The organism is Formosa agariphila KMM 3901 (genome assembly GCF_000723205.1).
In the GTDB taxonomy this organism is placed as follows: domain Bacteria; phylum Bacteroidota; class Bacteroidia; order Flavobacteriales; family Flavobacteriaceae; genus Formosa; species Formosa agariphila.
Map to the genome: position 1 here is coordinate 4,033,307 of NZ_HG315671.1, position 22,906 is coordinate 4,056,212.

Genomic DNA, 22,906 nt, shown 5'->3' on the forward strand with positions numbered 1-22,906 from the left:
ATAAGGTTAATTTTGCGTTAAAATTTACACAAATGGTCTTAAACAAAGGACACTTTACTTTTTTACTTTTCTTAATAAGCTGTGTCGCTTTTTCTCAAAAAGGGGAATTAAACGGAAATGTTGTTTTCGATACTAACGAACCTGTTCTTGGAGCCCATATAATATTAATAGGTATCGATTTAAAAAAAGAAACTGTAACTGGTATTAATGGTGACTACAGTTTTAAAAATATTCCTTTTGGTACATATAACATTCAGATGCATTCTTTAAATGCAAATTCTGTTACTATAGAAGTAGTACATGATTCTTCTAAAGACATACATAACACGGTAATAAAATTTTCTGAATACCAAGATTTAGCAGAAATCCTAGTAAAATCTAAAACTACTAAGGAAAAAATTGAAGACGAAGGGTTTGCTGTTAACGTTATAGAAACTAAAGAAGCTGGTTTAAGAAATGTGCAAACTAACGAATTACTAAGAACAAGTGCAGGTGTGAATATCCGCCAAAACGGAGGGTTAGGATCAGATGTTCAATACAGTTTAAACGGATTATCTGGAAGTGCTGTTCGTATTTTTATAGACGGTATACCTATTTCTGTTTACGGTTCTTCTTTTAGTTTAAATAGTATACCGCCTTCAATGATTAAACGGATTGAAGTTTATAAAGGTGTTGTACCTGGATATTTAGCAGACGATGCATTGGGTGGGGCAATAAATATTGTACTTCATAAAGGCGCTAAAAATAATTTAAACGCATCAATTTCATACGGTTCATTTAACACGTTACAGACAAGCCTTAATGGTTTATATCGTTTCGACAAGTCTGGTTTTACAGTAAAGGCTTCGGGTTTTTATAACAGTTCGGATAACGATTATAAGGTTTCAGGTAGAAGTGTTGTGGTTACTGGATTAGGTGGTGTACAAACTCCTATTACTGCAAGACGGTTTAACGATGCGTATAGATCTGTTGGAGGAATGGCTCAAATTGGGTTTACAGATGTAAAATGGGCAGACCAATTCTTTATTGGCTTAACAGGATCAGACGATTATAAAGAAGTACAACATGGTGCTTTTATGACCATTACGCCTTATAAAGACAGGTTTCTGGAATCTGATGCTGCACTTGGAAGTTTAACATACCAAAAGAAAGATTTATTTACTAAAGGTCTAGATATAAATGTACATGGTGTTTACGGAACCAGAAACCGAGTGGTCAACGATACTATGCCTTGGGCGTATAGTTGGGCAGGAGAAAGAGCTATCGATTATAAAGGAGATGAGTTTAAATACATCTGGAATTCTCAACAAGAAGGCGGCCCTACATTAGCAACAATTAAAAGAAATGTTGCATCTGTAAGATCAGGAATATCATACACTATAAACGATAATCATAAGGTATTAGTAAATCATGTTTACAGTGGTATTGATAGAGAAGATAGCGATGCTTTACAATCGTTATTAGAGAGTACGTTTGTTGGTACTAGAGATTTAAATAAAAACATTACATCTTTTACTTACGAGCTAAACGCTTTTGATGACCGATTAAAGGCTAATATTTTTTGGAAATATTATCAACAAAAAACAACCAATTCAGATCCAGATATAGAGAACGATGCCAATGGCAATCCTCAAATTGTAGACGTAGTAACTATTAGTGACAATAAAGATAACGGATACGGATTTGCACTTTCATACGACGTGATTCCTAATGTTTCGTTATTAGTTTCGGCAGAAAAAGCAATACGTTTACCAGATGAAACCGAAGTATTTGGTAACGATGGAGATAATGTGGTAGCCAACCCAAGTATACAACCAGAAAAAAGTAAAAACTATAATTTAGGATTTAGACTAGGTACATTTAATATTGAAAAACACGCATTTAGTATTTCTACCAATTTCTTTATTCGAGATATGACAGACCGTATTGGTTTACCTATTGAAACATCATTAAACGTTGATGATGAAACAATACTCTATGTGAATCAAGGAAACGCAAAATCTAAAGGAGTAGATGCTCAATTAGATTATACCTATAATAATAATTTTGGATTTAATTTTAACATTTCCAATTTCGACTTAACTACAGAAACAGCACTTGGAACCGAAATAAACATACCTAACACACCATTTTTTACAATGAATAGTAGTTTCCGATATTCATTTCAAGATATATTCCAGAAAAAATCACAATTAAATCTGTATTACGTCATGAACTTTACAGATAAATTTTCATACTTAACAGATCAAGGTTCTAATACGGTTGGAAATGAATTCTTTGAAGTCCCACAACAATTTGCTCAAGATTTTGGTGCTAGCTATGCCTTTCCTAATAATAAACTTGTTGTAAGCTTTGATATCAAGAATATATTTGATGAAGCTGTATACGATAATTTATCTGTACAAAAGCCAGGGCGCGCATTTTACTTAAAACTGAATTATACAATCAATAAATTTTAGAAACAAAAATTAATAATTGAAATATGAAACGTAACTTTTTAAATTACAGAATCATTACAGGAATAGCCTTAACGCTAGGATTAATAACTTCATGTAGCAGTGATGACAGCGACCCAGTAGATCCAAATCCAACACCTACAGATTCAAGATGGATAACTGTAACCGGAGCTAGAATGGGTGAAACTCCAGGAGATGGAAATGGCGGAACATTAGTTTACGCTATAAGTACCGAAGACGCTAAAGACCCTTCAGTAATAGTAAATCCATTTGAAAATGGTTTTATCGCACCGTCAAACAGAACAGCGAGATTACAAGCTTCTGAAGATGGTAACACTTTATTCAATATCAGCTACGCCGGAGATACGGGTGGAAATTATACAAAATACGATGTAGAAGGCGGTAATGCATACATCCAAAACGGAACAGCTGTAAATATTTCTCAATACGTAGGAACAGCTCCTAGATGGATTAAATTATTTGATGGAGACCAAACAGGTTGTGCAGTTTATGTAGATGTTGCAGACCCTACTATTGATGATAATGGTACTCCAAACGACGTGTCAGACGATACTTATGTTCGTACCGAAGCTACAATGGGCGTAGTAACTTTAGATTTAGTAGACTCTAAAATTAAAGAGGTAAAAGAACACCTTATCCCATTAAGTGCAGAAGAAGAAGCTGCTGGATACTATATCTCTAGAATTGATATGCCTACTTTAAACGAAGCTCAAGATAAACTTTATATTGGTGCCCGATTAAGTAAAGTAGATCCTGCAACAACAGAAAGCGATAGTGATTACGAAATTTTAGGATCTAAAACTATTGTACTAGATTACCCTTCATTAGAAAATCCTACTATTATTACTTCTACTGTAGGACATGGTAACACTAACGGATACCGTAGTATTAACTCTTGGGAGTATAACGGAAGCGTATACCAAGCAAACCAAAGCGACCCAGAAGGTTCTCACATCTTAAAAATTGATGCTAACAATCAATATGACGATTCTTATGTTTTCAATTTAGATGATGCCTTAGGGATTGAGGGCGCATATATACTTGCATGGAGACCTGCAGCAAATGGAAAAGCTGTTATAGCATACCGTCACGAAGGTTCTGCTGAAGGTGTTGCTGGAGCTCAAGGATATTTTGCACTTGCTGATTTAAATACTAGAACAGCTCAATTAATTACTGATATTCCTTACGATCCTGACTTCTACTTATTCCAATACCAAGGTTTTGTAGTTCAAGGTACAGAAATCTACTTAACAGAAGCTCCTGTAGGGAAAAACGGAAATATTTATATTGTTGAAACTGAAAGTGGTGATGTTACTAAAGGTGCTCAACTAGAAAATGCAGAAGGAAGTCACTTTATAGGTGTATTCTAAACCAAATTTACCAATAGATATATAAAAAAGACTGTCTTTTTAGGCAGTCTTTTGTTAGGATAAATACTCTATTATTTTATTGCAAAATTAGTCAAAAGTAAAGCCTCATTAACGAATGTTAATGAGGCTTTTTTATGATTTAGGTAACTACAGCGATTATAACTTAATCTCTGACACACGTAACGTGTTTACCATTCCTTTTTCTTGAATAGGCATTGCTGCTAAACTAATTAACATGTTACCTTCTTCTAAATAGCCTTTATCGCAAGCCAATTTATTTACATCTTCAATGGTTTCGTCTGTACTAACAAACTTATCGTAGTAAAACGCTTTAACTCCCCACAATAGATTTAATTGCGTTAAGATACGTCTATTAGACGTGAATACTAGAATGTGAGCAGAAGGTCTCCATGCAGAAATTTGAAACGCTGTATACCCACTATTTGTTAATGTAGATATCGCTTGTGCATTAATTTCGTTTGCCATGTTAGCGGCGTGGAAACAAATTGATTTTGTAATATAACGTTTAGTACGAATATGTGGTGGAGATTGTGGCACTTTAATAAGTGGTGAATCTTCTACACTTTTAATAATATTCGACATTTGTTTAATAACCTGAATTGGATATTGCCCAACAGAAGTTTCTCCAGAAAGCATTACGGCATCGGCACCATCCATTACAGAATTGGCAACATCGTTTACTTCAGCACGCGTTGGTGTTAAACTATCTATCATAGTTTCCATCATTTGCGTTGCAATAATTACAGGGATTCTTGCTTTTTTAGCACATAGTACTAATTGCTTCTGAATTAGCGGTACTTCCTCTGCAGGAATTTCAACTCCTAAATCACCACGAGCAACCATTAAACCGTCGCAATACGCAACAATTTTATCGATATTTTCTACCGCTTCTGGTTTTTCAATTTTGGCAATAATTGGAATTTTTTCTTCACTATGTTCTTTAATAAGCTCTTGTAATTGCATTAAATCTTCTGCATGACGCACAAAAGATAAAGCCATCCAGTCTACTTGTAAAGAACATGCAAAAATAGCATCTTCTATATCTTTTTCTGTAAGCGCAGGTTGAGAGATATTCGTATTTGGAAGGTTTACACCTTTTTTAGATTTTAAAGGACCTCCTTGAATAACCTTTGCTGTAACTTCGTCTACGTTATTACTTGAAACAACTTCAAAAATTAATTTTCCATCGTCTAGAAGTACACGTTCTCCGGGTTTAGCATCTTGAGGGAATTGTTTGTAAGTCATGTAAACACGCTCCTTTGTGCCTTCAAATCTTTCGCCAGTAGCAAAAATAATCTCGTCTCCAGGGTTTACAAAAACCTCTCCTTTCATTACACCTACACGAAGTTTTGGACCTTGTAAGTCTCCTAATATTGCAGCGTTGTAACCGAATTCTTCATTTAACTCACGAATCATTTTAACTCGTTCTGTTACATCAGCATAATCAGCATGAGAAAAATTAATTCTAAATACGTCAGCGCCTTCGTCTAACATACCCTTTAAAACTTCTTTCGTACTCGTGGCTGGCCCTAGGGTTGCCACTATTTTGGTCTTCTTTCTTTTCAACATTAATTAAAAATTAAATTGTCTTTAGATTTTATCTGATCCACATTTACCGTGTAAGTTGTAATAACTTGAGGTATTTGTTGGATTTTATTCACTATTAATTGTTCAGTAATTTGCAAGTCTTCTTTAGTTATCTTCATTAAATAATCTACATTTTTTAACTCTGGAACTAAGTTATAAGACTTTATAATTTTTTCTTGATTTGTAAACAATGAGCCGGAGCTTTGTAAGCTATCTTCTTCGCGTTTACATATATTGGACACCAAATTATATGTGATTAAATTTGCGTCGTCCTTCCATTCAAAAATGGAATAAGCAGCTGAAAAATATTTATAATCAATATCTTGAGCTCTTCTTGTAAGACTTAAATTTAGATGACTATTTAAATAATATGCTAATCTATAATCCTCTAATCTACTGTGTATGGCAATTAAAATATAATCGACGTCTTCAAAAAAGTCCTCAAGATTAAGTTTATGAATGGCCATAATCATTACGTTATTGTTGTAAATATAACATATATAAGTTTTAAAAAATCACCTTTTAACTATAAGTTAGTGTTATATTTTCACGAAAACGTTTTAGTTTGAGGGAATTTTTAGAAAAAAAAGAAATAACCTAAATTAGTTCGCTTTTGATATTTCGTTTTGAAATGCAAAGAACGCACGCTTTGAAGCTTTTTCTTCGGCTTTCTTTTTTGATGTAGCTCTTGCCTTGGCTACAACTTTTTTGTCTATCATTAATTTAACAGCAAAGTGTCTTACATCATCTACCCCAGTATCGTCATAAACGTTATAATCGAACGTTTTCTTTTCTTTTTGGCACCATTCTATTAGTAAACTTTTATAGCTTATAACTTTACCTTCTAAGGTTTCTATATCTACAAAAGGTATAATAATACGCTTATAAATAAACTTTTCGCAGTATTTAAAACCACGATCTAGATAAATTGCACCTACTAAAGCTTCGAATAAATTACCATGAATGTTGTCTCCAAATTGACCTTTTGGGATTTTACTTTCAACTAAATCTATTAATTTTAAATCCTTCCCTAATTCATTTAAATGTTCGCGACTTACAATTTTAGAACGCATTTTTGTAAGATAACCTTCATCTCCTGCAGGAGCTTCGGTATATAAATACGATGCAATAACAGAGCCTAACATGGCATCTCCTAAAAATTCTAAACGTTCGTAATTTATGGCATTACCCTTTTTGTCCCTAATATTCATAGAGCGATGGGTAAAAGCTGTCTTGTAAAAGCTTTCGTTTTTAGGTTTGAAACCTAAAATTTTGGTAAGAGAAACAAAAAAATTCCCGTTATTATTAAAACGGGAATTTAATATGTTACGAATGTATTTCATTCGAGATTAATCTTCTAATTTTCTGAATAACACACAGGCGTTGTGACCGCCAAATCCAAAAGTATTACTCATTACCACTTTAACATCGCGTTTTTGCGGTTTGTTAAGTGTTAAATTTAATTCTGAATCAATGTTTTCATCAAAAACTTCATGGTTAATAGTTGGTGGCACAATACCATGTTCCATTGCTAAAATAGCAGCAATAGATTCTATAGCACCCGCAGCACCTAACAAGTGACCCGTCATAGATTTTGTTGAATTGATGTTGATGTTTTTAGCGTGCGCACCAAAAACTTCAGAGATTGCTTTTAACTCGGCTACATCACCAAGAGGAGTAGAAGTTCCATGTGTATTAATATGGTCTACATCTTCTGGTTTTAAGCCTGCATTTTCCAAACAATTTCTCATTACAGCCATAACGCCTATACCTTCTGGATGTGGTGCCGTCATATGATAAGCATCTGATGACATTCCTCCACCCATAACTTCTGCATAAATTTTAGCGCCTCTTGCTTTTGCATGTTCGTACTCTTCAAGAACTATTGCCCCTGCACCTTCTCCTAATACAAAACCATCTCTGGTTGCATCAAAAGGTCTAGATGCTGTTTCTGGACTTTCGTTTCTTGTCGATAAGGCATGCATGGCATTAAAGCCTCCCATTCCTGCAATGGTTACGGCAGCTTCACTTCCTCCTGTTACAATAACATCGCATTGACCTAAACGAATATAGTTTAGTGCGTCTATCATAGCGTTTGCAGAAGATGCGCAAGCCGAAACTGTAGTATAGTTAGGTCCCATAAATCCATGTTTAATAGATATGTTACCCGGTGCTATATCTGCAATCATTTTAGGTATAAAAAATGGGTTGAATCGTGGAGAACCGTCTCCCGCAGCGAAGTTTAACACCTCGTTTTGGAAGGTTTCTAAACCACCAATTCCTGCACCCCAAATAACACCTACTCGTAATTTGTTAACAACATTTAAATCTAACTTAGCATCTAAGATAGCTTCGTCTGAAGCTACCATAGCGTACTGAGTAAATCTATCCATTTTACGAGCCTCTTTTCTATCAAGAAAATCGGTAGGATTAAAGTTTTTTAATTCGCAAGCGAATTTAGTTTTGAACTTTTCAGTATCAAAATATGTTATAGGAGCAGCACCACTTTTACCACTAATTAGAGCATCCCAATATTCATCTTTGGTATTTCCAATTGGCGTAAGTGCCCCTAAACCCGTAACTACTACTCGCTTTAGTTCCATAAAAATCTTTTCCTTATTTTGCAGCTTCTATGTATGATATAGCTTGACCAACTGTTGCAATGTTTTCTGCTTGATCATCTGGAATTTGGATATCGAATTCTTTTTCGAATTCCATAATTAATTCTACAGTGTCTAATGAATCTGCTCCTAAGTCGTTTGTGAAGCTAGCTTCAGTTACAACTTCGTTCTCATCAACACCTAATTTGTCTACGATAATCGCTTTTACTCTTGATGCAATGTCTGACATAATCTTTAATTTTAAGTTTTAAATAAGGTGCAAAAATAAAAAACTTTATTTTAAAACACGCTTTTAGTTTGAAAATAGTGAATGTAAATTAACAAATTTAAACTGAAGTAATTTAATTTTGCACGAAAAGTATTTTGTATTCCTCGTTTTATAATCGAGAAACAGATGTCGTTTTAGTCACTATTTCGTAGTGTTTACAACGCTTTTAATACTTTTAAACAAAAAATAAAACGCATGAAACGTATTGTAATTTTTGCTTCTGGATCTGGCTCGAATGCTGAAAACTTAATTAATTATTTTAAAACAAAAGCTGATGCTTCGGTAACATTAGTTCTTACTAATAATCCACAGGCCAAAGTACTAGACCGTTGTAAAAAACTAGAAATAAGCGCATTATCTTTTAATCGCATCGCTTTCACTAAAACAAATGATGTTTTAAACATTTTGCATAGTGCTAATCCAGATTTAATTGTTCTAGCAGGATTTTTATGGAAGTTTCCCGAAACCATTCTAAATGCTTTTCCAAATAAGGTTATTAATGTCCACCCTGCCCTACTACCAAAATTTGGAGGAAAAGGCATGTACGGCATGAATGTGCATGATGCTGTTGTTACTAATAAAGAAACAGAAACGGGCATTACAATACATTATGTAAATGAAAATTACGACGAAGGCACAACCATTTTCCAAGCCACTTGTCCTGTTTTAGCTACAGATACTGCCGAAGATGTTGCTAATAAAATTCATGAATTAGAAATGGAACATTTTCCTATAGTTGTTGAAAAACTTTTAAAGTAAAGACATATAAAAATTAAATGTCAAAAAAAAAGAAATACTACACGGTCTGGAAGGGCCATAAACCTGGAGTTTACAATACTTGGAATGCTTGCAAAGCACAAACCAAGGATTATCCTAGTGCCGTTTACAAATCGTTTCCAAGCTTAGAAGCTGCAACACACGCATTAAATAGTAATCCTAAAGATTTTATTGGTAACAAATCGTTTACAAGCGGATTGACGTCTGAGCAGTTAAAAAAAATAGGGCGACCTAATTACAATTCTATTTCGGTAGACGCTGCATCAAGTGGTAATCCAGGTATTATGGAATATCGAGGCGTAGATACCAAAACAAAAAAGCAGATTTTTATTCAAGGCCCATTTCAACAAGGCACAAATAATATAGGTGAATTTTTAGCCATTGTTCACGGCTTGGCATTGCTTAAAAAAAACAATAGCAATCTTTTAATTTATACCGATTCTAGAACAGCAATGAGTTGGGTGAAAAAGAAAAATTGCAATACCAAACTAGAACGCACAGATAAAAATAAAGATGTATTCAATTTAATTGATCGTGCTGTAAGTTGGCTTAAAAATAACGACTACCAAACTACAATTGTAAAATGGGAAACTAAAGCTTGGGGAGAAATCCCTGCGGATTTCGGAAGAAAATAATGATAATCACCTCATTACCAGCATATGGTTTGTGTTTATTTTAATATTAATATATTACCGGTATTCGTACATAAAGCCTATATTTGCCAAAAAATTTGACATCTCTTTATGAGCCAATTAGTAATCGTTGGGACCGTAGCTTTTGATGCTATTGAAACCCCTTTTGGAAAAACCGATAAAATTCTAGGCGGAGCAGCCACTTACATCGGACTATCTGCCTCGCAGTTTAATTTAGATAGCGCAATTGTTTCTGTAGTAGGAAACGATTTCCCGCAAGACTACCTAGAATTATTATCTAATAGAAACATTGACATTTCTGGATTAGAAATTGTAAAAGACGGAAAAACATTCTTTTGGAGTGGCCGTTATCATTACGATATGAATTCTAGAGATACCTTAGTTACAGAACTTAATGTATTAGCAGATTTCAACCCAATAGTTCCTGAAGCATACAAAAATGCTGAAGTGGTAATGTTAGGAAACTTACATCCTTTAGTCCAACTTGGTGTATTAGACCAAATGACGACAAAGCCAAAATTAGCAATATTAGACACCATGGATTTCTGGATGGATAATGCTTTAGAAGATTTACATAAAGTAATTGCTAGAATAGACGTACTAACTATAAACGACGAAGAAGCAAGACAATTAACAGGAGAATATTCTTTAGTTAATGCAGCACAAAAAATCTTTAAATTAGGACCACAATTTGTGGTCATTAAAAAAGGAGAACATGGTGCTTTATTATTTCATAAAGATGAAATCTTCTCTGCACCTGCGTTACCTTTAAAAAGTGTATTCGACCCAACAGGAGCTGGAGACACTTTTGCTGGAGGATTTGCAGGGTTTTTAGCAAATTCTGGAAATTACACTTTCGAAAACATGAAAACAGCCATCATTTACGGCTCGGCATTGGCCTCATTTTGTGTAGAGGAATTTGGAACAGCAAGCTTGGAGAAAGTCACCTCAGAACAACTAAACTCCCGACTGCAACAGTTTAAGGAGTTAACAACATTCAATATCGATTTATCATAAAAAAAACACGCGCTTTATAAAGGCGCGTTTTTTTAATTAATTTTTTATAATATATACAATGAGCGATGCTTTAAAACATGAATGCGGTATAGCATTTATTAGACTTTTGAAACCATTAGAATACTATAAAGAAAAATATGGTACTGCATTTTATGGTGTAAATAAAATGTATTTAATGATGGAAAAACAGCACAATCGCGGTCAAGACGGTGCTGGATTTGCAAGTATTAAATTAGACACTCATCCTGGTGAACGTTATATTAGCAGAGTTCGATCTAATGCTCAACAACCAATACAAGACATATTTGCTCAAATTAACGAAAGAATTAATCAGGAGTTAATAGAGAACCCTGAATATGCCGACGATGTTGCACTTCAAAAAAGACATATTCCTTATATAGGCGAAGTTCTTTTAGGACATGTTCGTTATGGAACTTTTGGAAAAAACAGTGTTGAAAGTGTACACCCGTTTTTAAGACAAAACAACTGGATGCACAGAAACTTAATTCTTGCAGGAAACTTTAATATGACTAATGTTACCGAGTTATTCGATAACTTAATTCGTATTGGGCAGCATCCAAAAGAAAAAGCAGATACCATTACTATAATGGAGAAAATTGGTAATTTTTTAGATGATGCAGTTGCAAAAAAATATAAACAATTAAAAGCAGAAGGCTATTCTAAAACAGAATGTTCGCCTTTAATTGCCGAACGTTTAAATGTTGGTAAAATTTTAAAAAGAGCTGGTAAAAACTTCGATGGAGGGTATGCTATGGTGGGTATGTTAGGTCATGGTGACGCTTTTGTGTTCCGTGATCCTGCAGGAATTAGACCGGCATATTATTACCAAGATGACGAAGTTGTTGTTGTCGCTTCAGAACGTCCAGTAATTCAAACTGTTTTTAATGTAGATTTCGATAAAGTTAAAGAATTAGATCCTGGTCACGCTATTATCACTAAAAAATCTGGAAAGGTAAAAATTGAAAAGATTTTAGAACCTACAGAACGTAAAGCGTGTTCTTTCGAGCGTATTTATTTCTCTAGAGGGAGTGATGCAGAAATCTATCAAGAACGTAAAACATTAGGAAAATTATTAATGCCTAAAGTTCTTGAAACCATTAATTACGACACCAAAAACTCGGTATTCTCTTATATCCCTAACACGGCAGAATCATCATTTTTTGGAATGATAGAATCTGTTGAAGACTATTTAAATAAAAGAAAGACCAAAGCCATAATTGAAGGCAAAAATCTATCTGAAGAACAAGTTACAGAGATATTAAAAGAACGTCCGAGAATTGAAAAAATCGCTATTAAAGATGCTAAACTTCGTACGTTTATCACAGAAGATAGTAGTAGAGACGATTTAGTAGAACATGTTTACGATGTTACCTATGGCGTTATTAAAAAAACAGATAACATTGTTATTATAGACGATAGTATTGTTCGTGGTACAACACTTAAGAAAAGTATTATTAGAATGCTAGACCGTTTACACCCTAAACGTATAGTTGTAGTATCGTCTGCACCACAAATTCGTTACCCAGACTGTTACGGAATCGACATGGCTAATTTAGAAGGTCTTGTTGCCTTTAGAGCAATGTTAAGCTTACTAAAAGAAAATAATAAGTATCATTTAATTGAAGAAGTTTACAATAAATGTAAGTCTCAATTAGAATTAAAAGATAAGCAAGTTAAAAACTTTGTAAAAGATTTATATGATCAATTTACAGATGATGAGATTTCTGCTAGAATAGCAGTACTTATTTCTGATGATACTATTAAAGCAGAAGTACATACTATTTTCCAAAGTGTTGAAAATTTAAATAAAGCATGTCCAAAGAATTTGGGAGACTGGTATTTTACAGGAAACTATCCAACTCCTGGAGGAAACCGTGTTGTTAACAGAGCATTTATTAATTTTTTCGAAGGAAACAACCAACGCGCTTATTAACAACTTGTTACAACCCATTTTTCGTAGTGCAAAAACTACAAAAAATCGATTCATCTAGTTTTAACGTAGTTAATCTAAAAGATTATTCGATAATGTAAAAAAAATCTAATTTGGCAGAACCATAACATAAGTAGGTTAAGTTCATGGTAGATTTGGGGCAAAAAAGGTGAACTAACGTTCACCTTTTTTATTTAATAAAATCTTCACTTCAAAATTTCGTAACTCAACCATCTTATGGTTCCCACTCACCCCAATAGATACCGAGTCGTTTTTTCTACAAATTAAAACACCTCACACTAATATCTAATTACATATTATACTATGTAAACTTTGCACCAATTATATTAACGAGAGTTAAAATAATATACTTCTTTACCTACAACTTCAACAATATTATTACGAGTACACCTAAATATACACTCTATTACCCGAAACATATACACAATTAACCCTACAACACTAAGGCTTTAAATTAACGGTTAAAATAACATACAAAGTTGCCAATATCGATGTTTTCCACCTCCTAGAACCCGCATATATTTGCAGTGTTAATCGTTAAGAACAACATCATGAATAAAATTATAACACTTAGTATTTGCCTATTAGTAATTACATCTAGTTTCGCATCTAATTTTTCTGACCTTACTTTTTCTAAAGACGGTGATAAATCTAAAATGGAAATTACGCTAACATTAAAAGATGTAAAAGCTGGGCAAAAATTATCTATAAAAGACGAAAAAGGAGTTTTCTTATTTAACAAAACAATTATAGAATCTGGTGTATTTTATAACAGATTCGACTTATCGGCTTTACCAAATGGAACATACCATTTCGAACACGAAAAAGAACATTACGTTAAGCATATTCCTTTTACTGTATTTAATGGTGAAGTGGATTTTGATAGTGCAAAGGCAACTGTTGTTTACAAGCCAAGTTTACGTGTAAAAAACAATATTTTATACTTATCTAAATTAGATTTAAACAAAGACGTTGTAGGTGTAGAAATTTATTACACTCCTACTACCGATAAAAATTACAGATTATTACACTCAGAAGACATTAAGGATACAGTAAAAATTGAACGTACTTACCGTTTATCTGGACAACATAAAGGAAATTACAAAGTTGTAGTCAACGCCAACAATGGTGAGACTTACGTAGAGTATTTTAAAATATAGTTTTTAAATAAATAGTATTTTATACTATTAAATTTAGTTAGTTTGTTTGTAAGAGTGGAGCTGGTTACTTCACTCTTTTTTTATGCCTTTTACTCATGTTATCTTTAATATGAGTAAAAGGTATTTGTTTTTTAATTAAGACCATGATTCAATCTTATTACTCGAAATAAGAAAGCTTACTACACCAATCTATATACTCTTAAGAATCTATTTTTAGTAAAGATTACATTTGCTTTTAACAAGGAAAAAAAATAATCATTTACTTAAATGAGATAAATTAATTTTAACCCTTGTATTTTTTTTAAATAAAAAGGAAAAACCATTAAAAAAAATAATTCCGAAATACATCTACAACAGATAAATTCTATCTTTAGGCTACGATCAATAATGTATGTATTGAACTTTTTCTAACAAAAAAAACGTAATCTACTAACACTTACAAAAACAATAAATGAAACAAAAAATTCTATTTATTACACTTTTTACAATTAGCAATTTTCTATTAGCACAAGATTATTTTCCAGAAAGCAAAGGTGTAAAATCTAATAATCATAACTACACAGCTTTTACGAATGCTAAAATTTATATTACCCCAACTACAGTTATAGAATCTGGAACTTTATTAATTAAGGATGGTCAAATAATTTCAGCTTCAGACCAAACTGTTCTCCCTAAAAATACAGTAGTTATCGATTCTAAAAACAAAACTATATATCCATCTTTTATAGATATATACTCAGATTTTGGAATTGAGAAACCAAAACGTAATGGAAGAGGTCGTTCTTCTCAATACGATGCCACAAGAGATGGTTTTTATTGGAATGATCATATTATGCCTGAAACTAACGCAATAGAAAAATTTGTGTTTGATGACAAGAAAGCTGAAGAATTACTAAAACTTGGTTTTGGAGTAGTAAATACACACTTACAAGATGGTATTGCGCGAGGAACAGGTGTTTTAGTGGCCTTAAATAAAAATAGTAGCAATGCTGATCGTATTTTAAATGACCGTTCAGCTCAATATTTCTCGTTTACAAAAAGTGCTATAAAATCACAATCTTATCCAACATCCTTAATGGGAGCAACCGCGTTATTAAGGCAGTTTTATAACGATGCCGACTGGTATGCAAAAGGTAATATTAATGTTACAGACCGCTCACTAGAAGCTTTAAATTCTAATAAAGATTTAGTACAAATATTCGAAGGTGGATCTAAGAGTAACGTTTTAAGAGCCGATAAAATTGGTGATGCTTTTGGTATACAATACAGTATTCTTGGAGGTGGAGATGAATACGAAATGATTCCAGCTATAAAAGCAACTCATGCTAAACTTATTTTACCCCTTAATTTTCCAGATGCTTATGATGTTTCCGACCCTTTTAGCGAGTCTTTTCTTTCTTTATCAGATATGCGCCATTGGAATCAAGCACCATCAAATCCAAAAATATTAGCCGAAAATGGAGTTGTATTCTCATTTACTTTAAATAATTTAAAAGAAACTAAAGACTTTAAAGAAAAACTAAATAAAGCTATTAATTATGGTTTATCTAAAACCAAAGCTTTAGAAGCATTAACAACAATTCCTGCAGAAATATTAGGACAATCTAATAGAATTGGAGCTTTAAAGAAGGGCATGGAAGCTAATTTTATTATTACTTCTGGAGACTATTTTGACAAAGAAACAATTGTATACGAGAATTGGGTACAAGGAAAAAAGAATCTAATTAAAACAGCAAACACTAACGATATTAGAGGAAATTATACTGTCACTTTAAACTCGAAAGTATTCAATCTTTCAATTAAAGGAACTGCAGATAGCCCAAAAGCTACTGTAAAACAAGACTCCACAGTATTAACCTCTAAATTTAACTTTGAAAATAATTGGTTGAATTTATCTTTCGCAGATAATTCTTCTGAGACTTATAGATTTTCTTCGCTTATCACTTCTCATAAAAAAGATTTTAATGGCAAGGTTGTAACCATACATGGGGAACAAGATTTTATTGCGACACTAACAGCTCCATATTCAAGTGAAAAAGATAAGGACGAGGCTTCACCAAAAATAGAGCTGACTCCTGTAACTTACCCAAATCTTGGTTATGGAAATTTAGAACTTCCTAAACAACAAACCATTTTATTTAAAAATGCAACTGTTTGGACGGGTGAAGATGACGGAATTTTAACAAATACAGATGTCTTAGTCAAAGACGGTAAAATAGCTAAAATTGGTAAAGACCTCTCTGCAGGAAAAGCCAAAGTAATCGATGCTACTGGAAAACATTTAACTGCCGGAATTATTGATGAACACAGCCATATTGCTGCATTGGCAATAAACGAATCTGGTCATAATTCTTCTGCAGAAGTCACTATGGAAGACGTAGTCGACCCAGATGATATAAGTATATACTATGCACTTGGTGGAGGTGTTACCTCTCTACAATTACTGCATGGATCTGCAAACCCTATTGGAGGACGTTCAGCAATATTAAAGTTAAAATGGGGTGAAACAGCCGAAAACATGATATATGATAATTCACCTAAATTTATAAAGTTTGCCTTAGGTGAAAATGTAAAACAAAGTAATTGGGGAAGTAATAATAGATTTCCACAAACAAGAATGGGTGTAGAACAAGTCTTTATTAATTATTTTCAACGTGCTAAAGAATACGGGGAAAAGAAAAAAAGCGGTGTACCATATCGTTACGATGAAGAAATGGAAACTTTACTCGAGATTTTAAACGGAGAACGTTTTATTAGCTGCCATTCTTATGTACAAAGTGAAATTAATATGCTCATGAAAGTAGCAGAAAAATTTAATTTTAAAATAAACACATTCACACACATTTTAGAAGGTTATAAGGTCGCCGATAAAATGGCTGAACATGGAGTTGGAGCTGCCACCTTTAGCGATTGGTGGGCTTATAAATTTGAAGTTAATGACGCTATACCATACAATGCAGCTATAATGCAACAACAAGGTGTTACTGTTGCTATTAATAGTGATGATCAAGAAATGATTAGACGCCTGAATCAAGAAGCTGCAAAAACAGTAAAGTATGGAGGGATGACCGAATTAGAAGCTTGGAAAATGGTTACTATTAATCCTGCAAAATTATTACATATAGACGATAGAGTTGGTAGTATAAAAAAGGGAAAAGATGCTGACCTAGTACTATGGAGCGACCACCCAATGTCTATTTATTCTAAAGCAGAAAAAACACTAATTGAAGGGGCTATTTATTTTGATATCGAAAAAGATAAGCAACAACGTAAAGACATTGCTAAAGAACGCGCTAAACTTGTTGATTTAATGCTTCAAGAAAAATCTAAAGGTAAAAAAACACAGAAACCTAAAGGAAAAAGTAAAGAAGAAATGACTTGCGAATCACTTTAATAAAAAAAGAAAATGAATATATATAATAAATTAATAGTGTTTGCTAGTTTACTATACGGGTCTCTTACCTATGCGCAGCAAACACCAGCACAAACACAAACCGAAGCTATAGTTATAGAAGGGGCTACTGCACATTTAGGAAATGGAACCATAATAGAAAACTCTCTTATTATGTTTGAAGCAGGCACCTTAACATTTGTTGGAGATTCCAAAATGAAAATAGCCAGAAAAGGCAAAAAAATAAACGCTACAGGTAAACATATTTACCCTGGGTTTATTGCTCCAACAAAGGCTTTAGGATTAACAGAAATTGATGCTGTTAGAGCTAGTAGAGACGAAGATGAAATAGGAGAATACATTCCACATGTACGCAGTTTAATTGCTTACAACACCGAATCTAAAGTTGTAGAAAGTATGCGTCCTAATGGTGTTTTACTTGCTCAAATAACTCCTCAAGGAGGAGATATTTCAGGGACCTCATCTATTGTACAACTAGACGCTTGGAATTGGGAAGATGCCGCAATTAAAGTAGATGATGGAATTCATTTACATTGGCCAAACAGTTTTAAACAGGGTAGCAGAAGAACAGGCGACCATAACACATTTAAACCTAACGAAAACTACCAAGAGTCAATAGCTGAAATTTTAACTTTCATCAAAAACTCAAAAGCATATAGCCAAACAGTTTCTAAAGAAGAAAACGCACCATTTAAAGCCATGCAAGGATTGTTTACAGGTTCTCAGAAACTATATATATATGTAAATAAAGAGAAGGAAATAATAGACGCTATAACTTTAATTAAAAACGAAGGTATAGATAACATCGTTATTGTAGGTGGTTATGAAGCTTACAAAATAACCGATTTTCTAAAACAGAATAATATACCTGTTTTAGTACAGGCAACTCACAATAGACCTCAATTTGAAGATGAAGATTACGATTTACCTTATAAACTACCTAAGTTGTTAACTGATGCTGGTATTTTAGTAGGCATTCAAAACGCTTCTGCAGACAACTTCCAAACCCGAAATTTACCATTTTACGCTGGACAGGTTGCCGGACAAGGCTTAGATAAAGAAATGGCTCTATCCCTAATTACAGGTAATACAGCAAAAATTTTAGGGATAGACGACAAATACGGCACCTTAGAGGTTGGAAAAAGCGCTACTTTATTTATTTCTGAAGGAGACGCCTTAGATATGAGAACGAACCAACTAATAAAAGCATTTATAGATGGTCGAGACATTTCTTTAGAAACACATCAAACCGAACTATGGAAACGTTATATGGAAAAATATAACGCAGAATAAAAATTTATAAACAAATTATATAGTAAGAGTGAGACATGGTCTCACTCTTTTTTTTTAAACATATACCTCTTTTAATCACCAGAGAAAATAAGAGTTTACAGCATTAAAACATGACACATAACAGAAATTAACTCAATTCTATTCTAAATTACCCCTACAATCTATTTAATGCGAATCTGCTGGTAAAATAGTATATAAACTAGCCAAAATCGATGTTTTAGAACGTCTTATAACTACCTATCTTTGAATATGTTAATCGATAAAATAAATGAAATTATGAAAAAAGTAATGACACTTAGTATGTGCTTACTAGTAACGCTTACTAGTTTAGCATCAGGTTTAGAACACAACATGTCATCAAATTTTGATGATAAGGAAATTACATTAACATTAAACAATGTAAAAGAAGGACAGAATTTATCTATTAAAGATAATTATGGTTTTGTACTATATAAGAAGGTATTTGAAAAATCTGGAAATGCAAATCAAAAGTTCGACTTATCGGCTTTACCAAACGGAACATATTATTTCGAGCATGAAAAAGATTACGAAATTAAAGTTATACCGTTTCATGTAAAATCTGGTGAGGTAACTTACGACACTGTAAACGAAAAAATTATTCACAAGCCTGTAGTACGTTTAACAGACAACAAAGTTTACTTATCTAAATTAGAATTAGATAAAGAAGATGTAGCCGTTTCATTATACTATGCAGACGATTATAATGAGTTTAAAGTTGTGCATACTGAAAATTTTGAAGACACTGCTAATATTCAAAGAGTATATAGTTTATCTAAAAAGAATTCAGGAAATTATAAAATGATTATCAATGCAAACGGAAGAGAATATATCGAATACTTTAGCATGTAAAGTAAACATCCTTTTAAACATTAATTAGAGTGAACTTATTATATAGGTTCACTCTTTTTTATGCCTTTATTTTGAAGCTTATTCACACCAGAAGCTGCATTCATAATATCATCTAAAAAAAATTATTGGAGAGGTAGCGAAACAATTTATACCAATAAAAATCTAATACGATTAAGATTATAGTATAGCAGAACAGATGAGCTTATTATTTAAAATTTAGTGTAAGAAAAACGACCTTATAACATTAAACTAATATTCATTTAATCTTATGGTTAATTTTGCGAACCTTCATAAAAAAGACCATACACTTCAAGCCTTGTTATATCTAAGATTATCTTAATTATATACCAAATTACCCCAAACATTTCATAACTCTAATTTAACGGTTAAAATAGAATATAAAGTAGCCAATATCGATGTTTTAAAACACGACCTACCACGCTATCTTTGAGTAAGTTAATCGCTAAAAAATTTGAATTATGAAAAAAGTAATCACACACAGTATTTGCATGTTAGTCATGATTACTAACATCGCAACAAGTTTCGCTAGTAACCTTTCTATTTTAAATGAAGAAAGAGATCGCATGGAAATTACGTTAACTCTAGATTATGTAAAAGCAGGACAGCAATTATCTATAAAAGATATAAACGGATTAGTACTTTATAATAAAATCATTGAAAAAGAAGGCATTTTCAGTAACAGGTTTGACTTAACAGCTTTGCCGAATGGAAGGTATTTTTTCGAACATGAAAAAGATTATCAAATTAAAATTATACCGTTCGATGTCTCGTCTAACAAAGTAACATTCGATACAACATGTGAACAAGTTATCTTTAAACCGGTATTACATGTTAAAGACAATTTATTATACGTTTCTAAATTAGATTTAAATCGAGAAGATATAAACATCGCTATTTTTCATGATGGTAACTCTAACAGTGGTGACTACAATTTAGTACACGCCGAAAATTTTACAAATACCATGAAATTAGAGCGTATTTATAGCCTAACTAACACTAGAAAAGGAAACTACAAAGTTGTTGTTAATGCAAACAACAGAGAATACATCGAATATTTTTCAATCTAAACCATCTAAACCCTATAATTAACCAACCTAAAAAGAGTGAGCACTAAGTGTTCACTCTTTTTTTATGTTTATTTTCCAGTAAATTCGGCTTTTCGTTTTTCTAAAAAGGCTGTTGTTCCTTCTTTAAAATCTTCGGTTCCGAAACATTTACCAAATCCTTTTATTTCTTTTTTATAACCGTTAACTCCAGATTTAAATCCAGCATTTACAGATTTAATTGCTTCACCAATAGCTTTTGGTGAATTCTTCTTGATTTTATTAGCAATGCCAACACAAAACTCTAACAACTCTTCCTGTGGAACGACGTAATTTACCAGACCGTAACTTAAAGCCTGTTCCGAATTAATCATTCCAGCTGTCATAATCATTTCCATAGCCCGCCCTTTACCCACAATTTGTGGTAAACGTTGTGTACCACCATATCCCGGTATAACTCCTAAAGACACTTCTGGCAGCCCCATTTTAGCATTATCACTAGCCACTCTAAAATGACATGCCATAGCTAGTTCTAATCCGCCACCTAAAGCAAAACCATTTACAGCCGCAATAACTGGTGTCGATAAATCTTGTACAAAATTGAATAACAATTCCTGTCCTTTTTCTGCTAGTTTAGCACCTTTAGCAACATCGAAATTAGAAAATTCACTAATATCTGCTCCTGCAACAAAAGCTTTTTCTCCGCTTCCTGTAATTATAATTACGCGTGTTTCAATGTCTTTGTCGGCCGCTTTAAACGCTTTATGCAACTCTTTTATAGTATCTATATTTAATGCATTAAGTTTTTTCGGTCTATTAATGGTAATTGTCGTGATACCACCTTGAAATTCTGATAAAATATTAAAAATCATAATTTATGTTTTAGGAAAGGTAACAATAAATGTAGTGCCTTTATTTAGTTGTGTCATAAAAGTAATGTTACCATTATAAGATTCAACTATATTTTTTACCATAGCTAAACCAAGACCGGTGCCACTAGATTTTGTTGTAAACTTAGGTTCGAACACCTTCGTTTCATTCTTTTCTTCAATTCCAATTCCGTTATCAGATACCGTTATCTTTACAACATTATCATGCAAAGATACATGTGCTACTATTTTAGGAACACGATCTTCTGGAATGGCTTGAATAGCATTTTTAACCAGATTAGTAACAATTCTTATCAATTGCGTTTTATCGAATGTTGCAATAATTTCTTCCCGTTCGGCAAGAAAAACAATATAGTCTTTATTAAAAATATCTAAAGCAAGTCGAACAGTATTTACCACATTAAGCGTTTCGTTTTACTGAGCTGGCATATTTGCAAAATTAGAGAATGCCGATGCTATAGACGACATGGTATCGATTTGCTGAATTAACGTTTCGGAATACTCTTCTACTTTTTGATGAATATTAGGATCGTCTGGACTAAACTTACGTTGAAAATTCTGAACACTTAATCGCATAGGTGTCAACGGATTTTTAATTTCGTGTGCGACTTGTTTTGCCATTTCACGCCAAGCTTCTTCACGCTCACTTTTTGCTAATTGCTGTGCGCTATCTTCCAATTGGTCAATCATACTATTATACGATTGCACTAAAGTAGAAATTTCTTCACTAGCATCTTCAACCTCAATACGGGCATTACGTTTTTCTAAAGTAGTTGAGTTAATTTTATCGCTAATAGTCTTAATCGATTTGGTAATATAATTTGCCAAAAAGAAGGCTATGGCCGAAGCAAGCACTAGCATAAATAAATATGCATAACTAATACGCTCTAAAAATTCGTCTAATTCTTTAGCTAAAAAATCGTCATCTTCAAGATATGGTAAATTTAAAATGGCCAACGGTTTAAATTTATTATCCGTGATATAGGAATACGATGATTGAAACACAACATGATTCTCATTTCGCTGTTCTACATAGGTATGTTTTGCTGTATTAGACAGTGCATTTAAAACATTTGCCTTAATACATTTTGGCACAGAATCTTGTGCGAATCCGGCACGAGAAGAAGTTAAAATAGATCCATCTAAATCGTAAATATTAATTTCTAAGTTATGAATATTCGCAATTTCGTAAATCTTATCTTTAAAAATGTAAGGGATTTTTTCAGTTTTAACCTCGAAAGAAGTCTGTTTGATTACAAAATTAATATGTGCTTTTATATTCTTTTCTTTACGCTCTAAGCGTTGCTGGTGGTAATCGATAGCTTCTTCTCCATATTGATAAATGGCAACACCTACAATTAAAATTGAAGCCAATACCACTACAAATAACATAGCGATAAAAATACGGAGCCGTAAAGAAATTTTTTTAAGTTTCATGAATTAGTATGCCCTCA

General features: G+C 32.9%; 17 protein-coding genes and 1 pseudogene. 11 read left to right on the plus strand and 7 right to left on the minus strand.

Translation table 11 applies throughout. From position 1 onward, the window contains the following. Positions 1–32 precede the first annotated feature (32 nt). Together BN863_RS17010 and BN863_RS17015 are read left to right on the plus strand one after the other, a co-directional pair. On the plus strand, positions 33–2,459 hold the full coding sequence (locus tag BN863_RS17010; RefSeq protein ID WP_038532613.1) for a TonB-dependent receptor: 2,427 nt from the start codon (positions 33–35) through the stop codon (positions 2,457–2,459). Between the two features lie 23 nt (positions 2,460–2,482). Then, complete coding sequence (locus tag BN863_RS17015) at positions 2,483–3,847, plus strand: hypothetical protein (protein ID WP_038532615.1); 1,365 nt, start codon at positions 2,483–2,485, stop codon at positions 3,845–3,847. 156 nt (positions 3,848–4,003) lie between these two features. On the opposite strand, the gene pyk is transcribed toward BN863_RS17015, so the two are convergent. The 5 genes from pyk to BN863_RS17040 form a co-directional block, all read right to left on the minus strand. Then, positions 4,004–5,437 (minus strand): pyruvate kinase, encoded by a 1,434-nt coding sequence (gene pyk / locus BN863_RS17020; RefSeq protein ID WP_038532617.1) that lies wholly within the window; start codon positions 5,435–5,437, stop codon positions 4,004–4,006. Next, positions 5,437–5,922: an IPExxxVDY family protein gene (locus tag BN863_RS17025; RefSeq protein WP_038533848.1), complete on the minus strand. Its 486-nt coding sequence runs from the start codon at positions 5,920–5,922 to the stop codon at positions 5,437–5,439. Before BN863_RS17025 ends, pyk begins: the two co-directional genes overlap by 1 nt. Positions 5,923–6,057: 135 nt before the next feature. Further along, positions 6,058–6,798 carry a ribonuclease III gene (gene rnc, locus BN863_RS17030; protein WP_038532619.1) on the minus strand — a complete coding sequence of 247 codons (741 nt, stop codon included), beginning with the start codon at positions 6,796–6,798 and terminating at the stop codon, positions 6,058–6,060. Positions 6,799–6,804: 6 nt separating this feature from the next. Continuing rightward, positions 6,805–8,058: a beta-ketoacyl-ACP synthase II gene (gene fabF / locus BN863_RS17035; protein ID WP_038532621.1), complete on the minus strand. Its 1,254-nt coding sequence runs from the start codon at positions 8,056–8,058 to the stop codon at positions 6,805–6,807. Positions 8,059–8,071: 13 nt separating this feature from the next. Further along, a complete protein-coding gene (locus BN863_RS17040) occupies positions 8,072–8,305 on the minus strand; it encodes an acyl carrier protein (RefSeq protein WP_007647141.1) in 234 nt (77 codons plus the stop codon). A gap of 234 nt (positions 8,306–8,539) precedes the next feature. On the opposite strand from BN863_RS17040, the gene purN reads away from it, so the two are divergent. From purN to BN863_RS17085, 9 genes are all read left to right on the plus strand, one after another. After that, positions 8,540–9,103, plus strand: a complete 564-nt coding sequence (gene purN, locus BN863_RS17045) for a phosphoribosylglycinamide formyltransferase (protein ID WP_038532624.1) — start codon at positions 8,540–8,542, stop codon at positions 9,101–9,103. Positions 9,104–9,120: 17 nt separating this feature from the next. Next, positions 9,121–9,756 carry a ribonuclease H1 domain-containing protein gene (locus BN863_RS17050; protein ID WP_038532625.1) on the plus strand — a complete coding sequence of 212 codons (636 nt, stop codon included), beginning with the start codon at positions 9,121–9,123 and terminating at the stop codon, positions 9,754–9,756. Positions 9,757–9,864: 108 nt separating this feature from the next. Then, positions 9,865–10,791 carry a PfkB family carbohydrate kinase gene (locus BN863_RS17055; RefSeq protein WP_038532627.1) on the plus strand — a complete coding sequence of 309 codons (927 nt, stop codon included), beginning with the start codon at positions 9,865–9,867 and terminating at the stop codon, positions 10,789–10,791. A gap of 58 nt (positions 10,792–10,849) precedes the next feature. Then, entirely contained in the window at positions 10,850–12,745 is a 1,896-nt protein-coding gene (locus BN863_RS17060; RefSeq protein ID WP_038532629.1) for an amidophosphoribosyltransferase, read from the plus strand. A 569-nt stretch (positions 12,746–13,314) separates the two neighbouring features. Then, on the plus strand, positions 13,315–13,923 hold the full coding sequence (locus BN863_RS17065; RefSeq protein ID WP_038532632.1) for a hypothetical protein: 609 nt from the start codon (positions 13,315–13,317) through the stop codon (positions 13,921–13,923). Positions 13,924–14,374: 451 nt separating this feature from the next. Then, complete coding sequence (locus tag BN863_RS17070) at positions 14,375–17,317, plus strand: amidohydrolase family protein (RefSeq protein WP_038532634.1); 2,943 nt, start codon at positions 14,375–14,377, stop codon at positions 17,315–17,317. 12 nt (positions 17,318–17,329) lie between these two features. Beyond that, the gene (locus tag BN863_RS17075) at positions 17,330–18,628 is read left to right on the plus strand and encodes an amidohydrolase family protein (protein WP_038532636.1); all 1,299 of its coding nucleotides are present in this window, start codon (positions 17,330–17,332) and stop codon (positions 18,626–18,628) included. 276 nt (positions 18,629–18,904) lie between these two features. Further along, positions 18,905–19,498 (plus strand): hypothetical protein, encoded by a 594-nt coding sequence (locus BN863_RS17080; protein WP_148304640.1) that lies wholly within the window; start codon positions 18,905–18,907, stop codon positions 19,496–19,498. Positions 19,499–19,977: 479 nt separating this feature from the next. After that, the gene (locus BN863_RS17085; protein ID WP_148304641.1) at positions 19,978–20,586 is read left to right on the plus strand and encodes a hypothetical protein; all 609 of its coding nucleotides are present in this window, start codon (positions 19,978–19,980) and stop codon (positions 20,584–20,586) included. 68 nt (positions 20,587–20,654) lie between these two features. On the opposite strand, the gene BN863_RS17090 is transcribed toward BN863_RS17085, so the two are convergent. Beyond that, on the minus strand, positions 20,655–21,434 hold the full coding sequence (locus BN863_RS17090; protein WP_038532642.1) for an enoyl-CoA hydratase/isomerase family protein: 780 nt from the start codon (positions 21,432–21,434) through the stop codon (positions 20,655–20,657). Between the two features lie 3 nt (positions 21,435–21,437). Continuing rightward, positions 21,438–22,889 (minus strand): annotated as a pseudogene (locus tag BN863_RS17095) (sensor histidine kinase). Positions 22,890–22,906 lie beyond the last annotated feature (17 nt).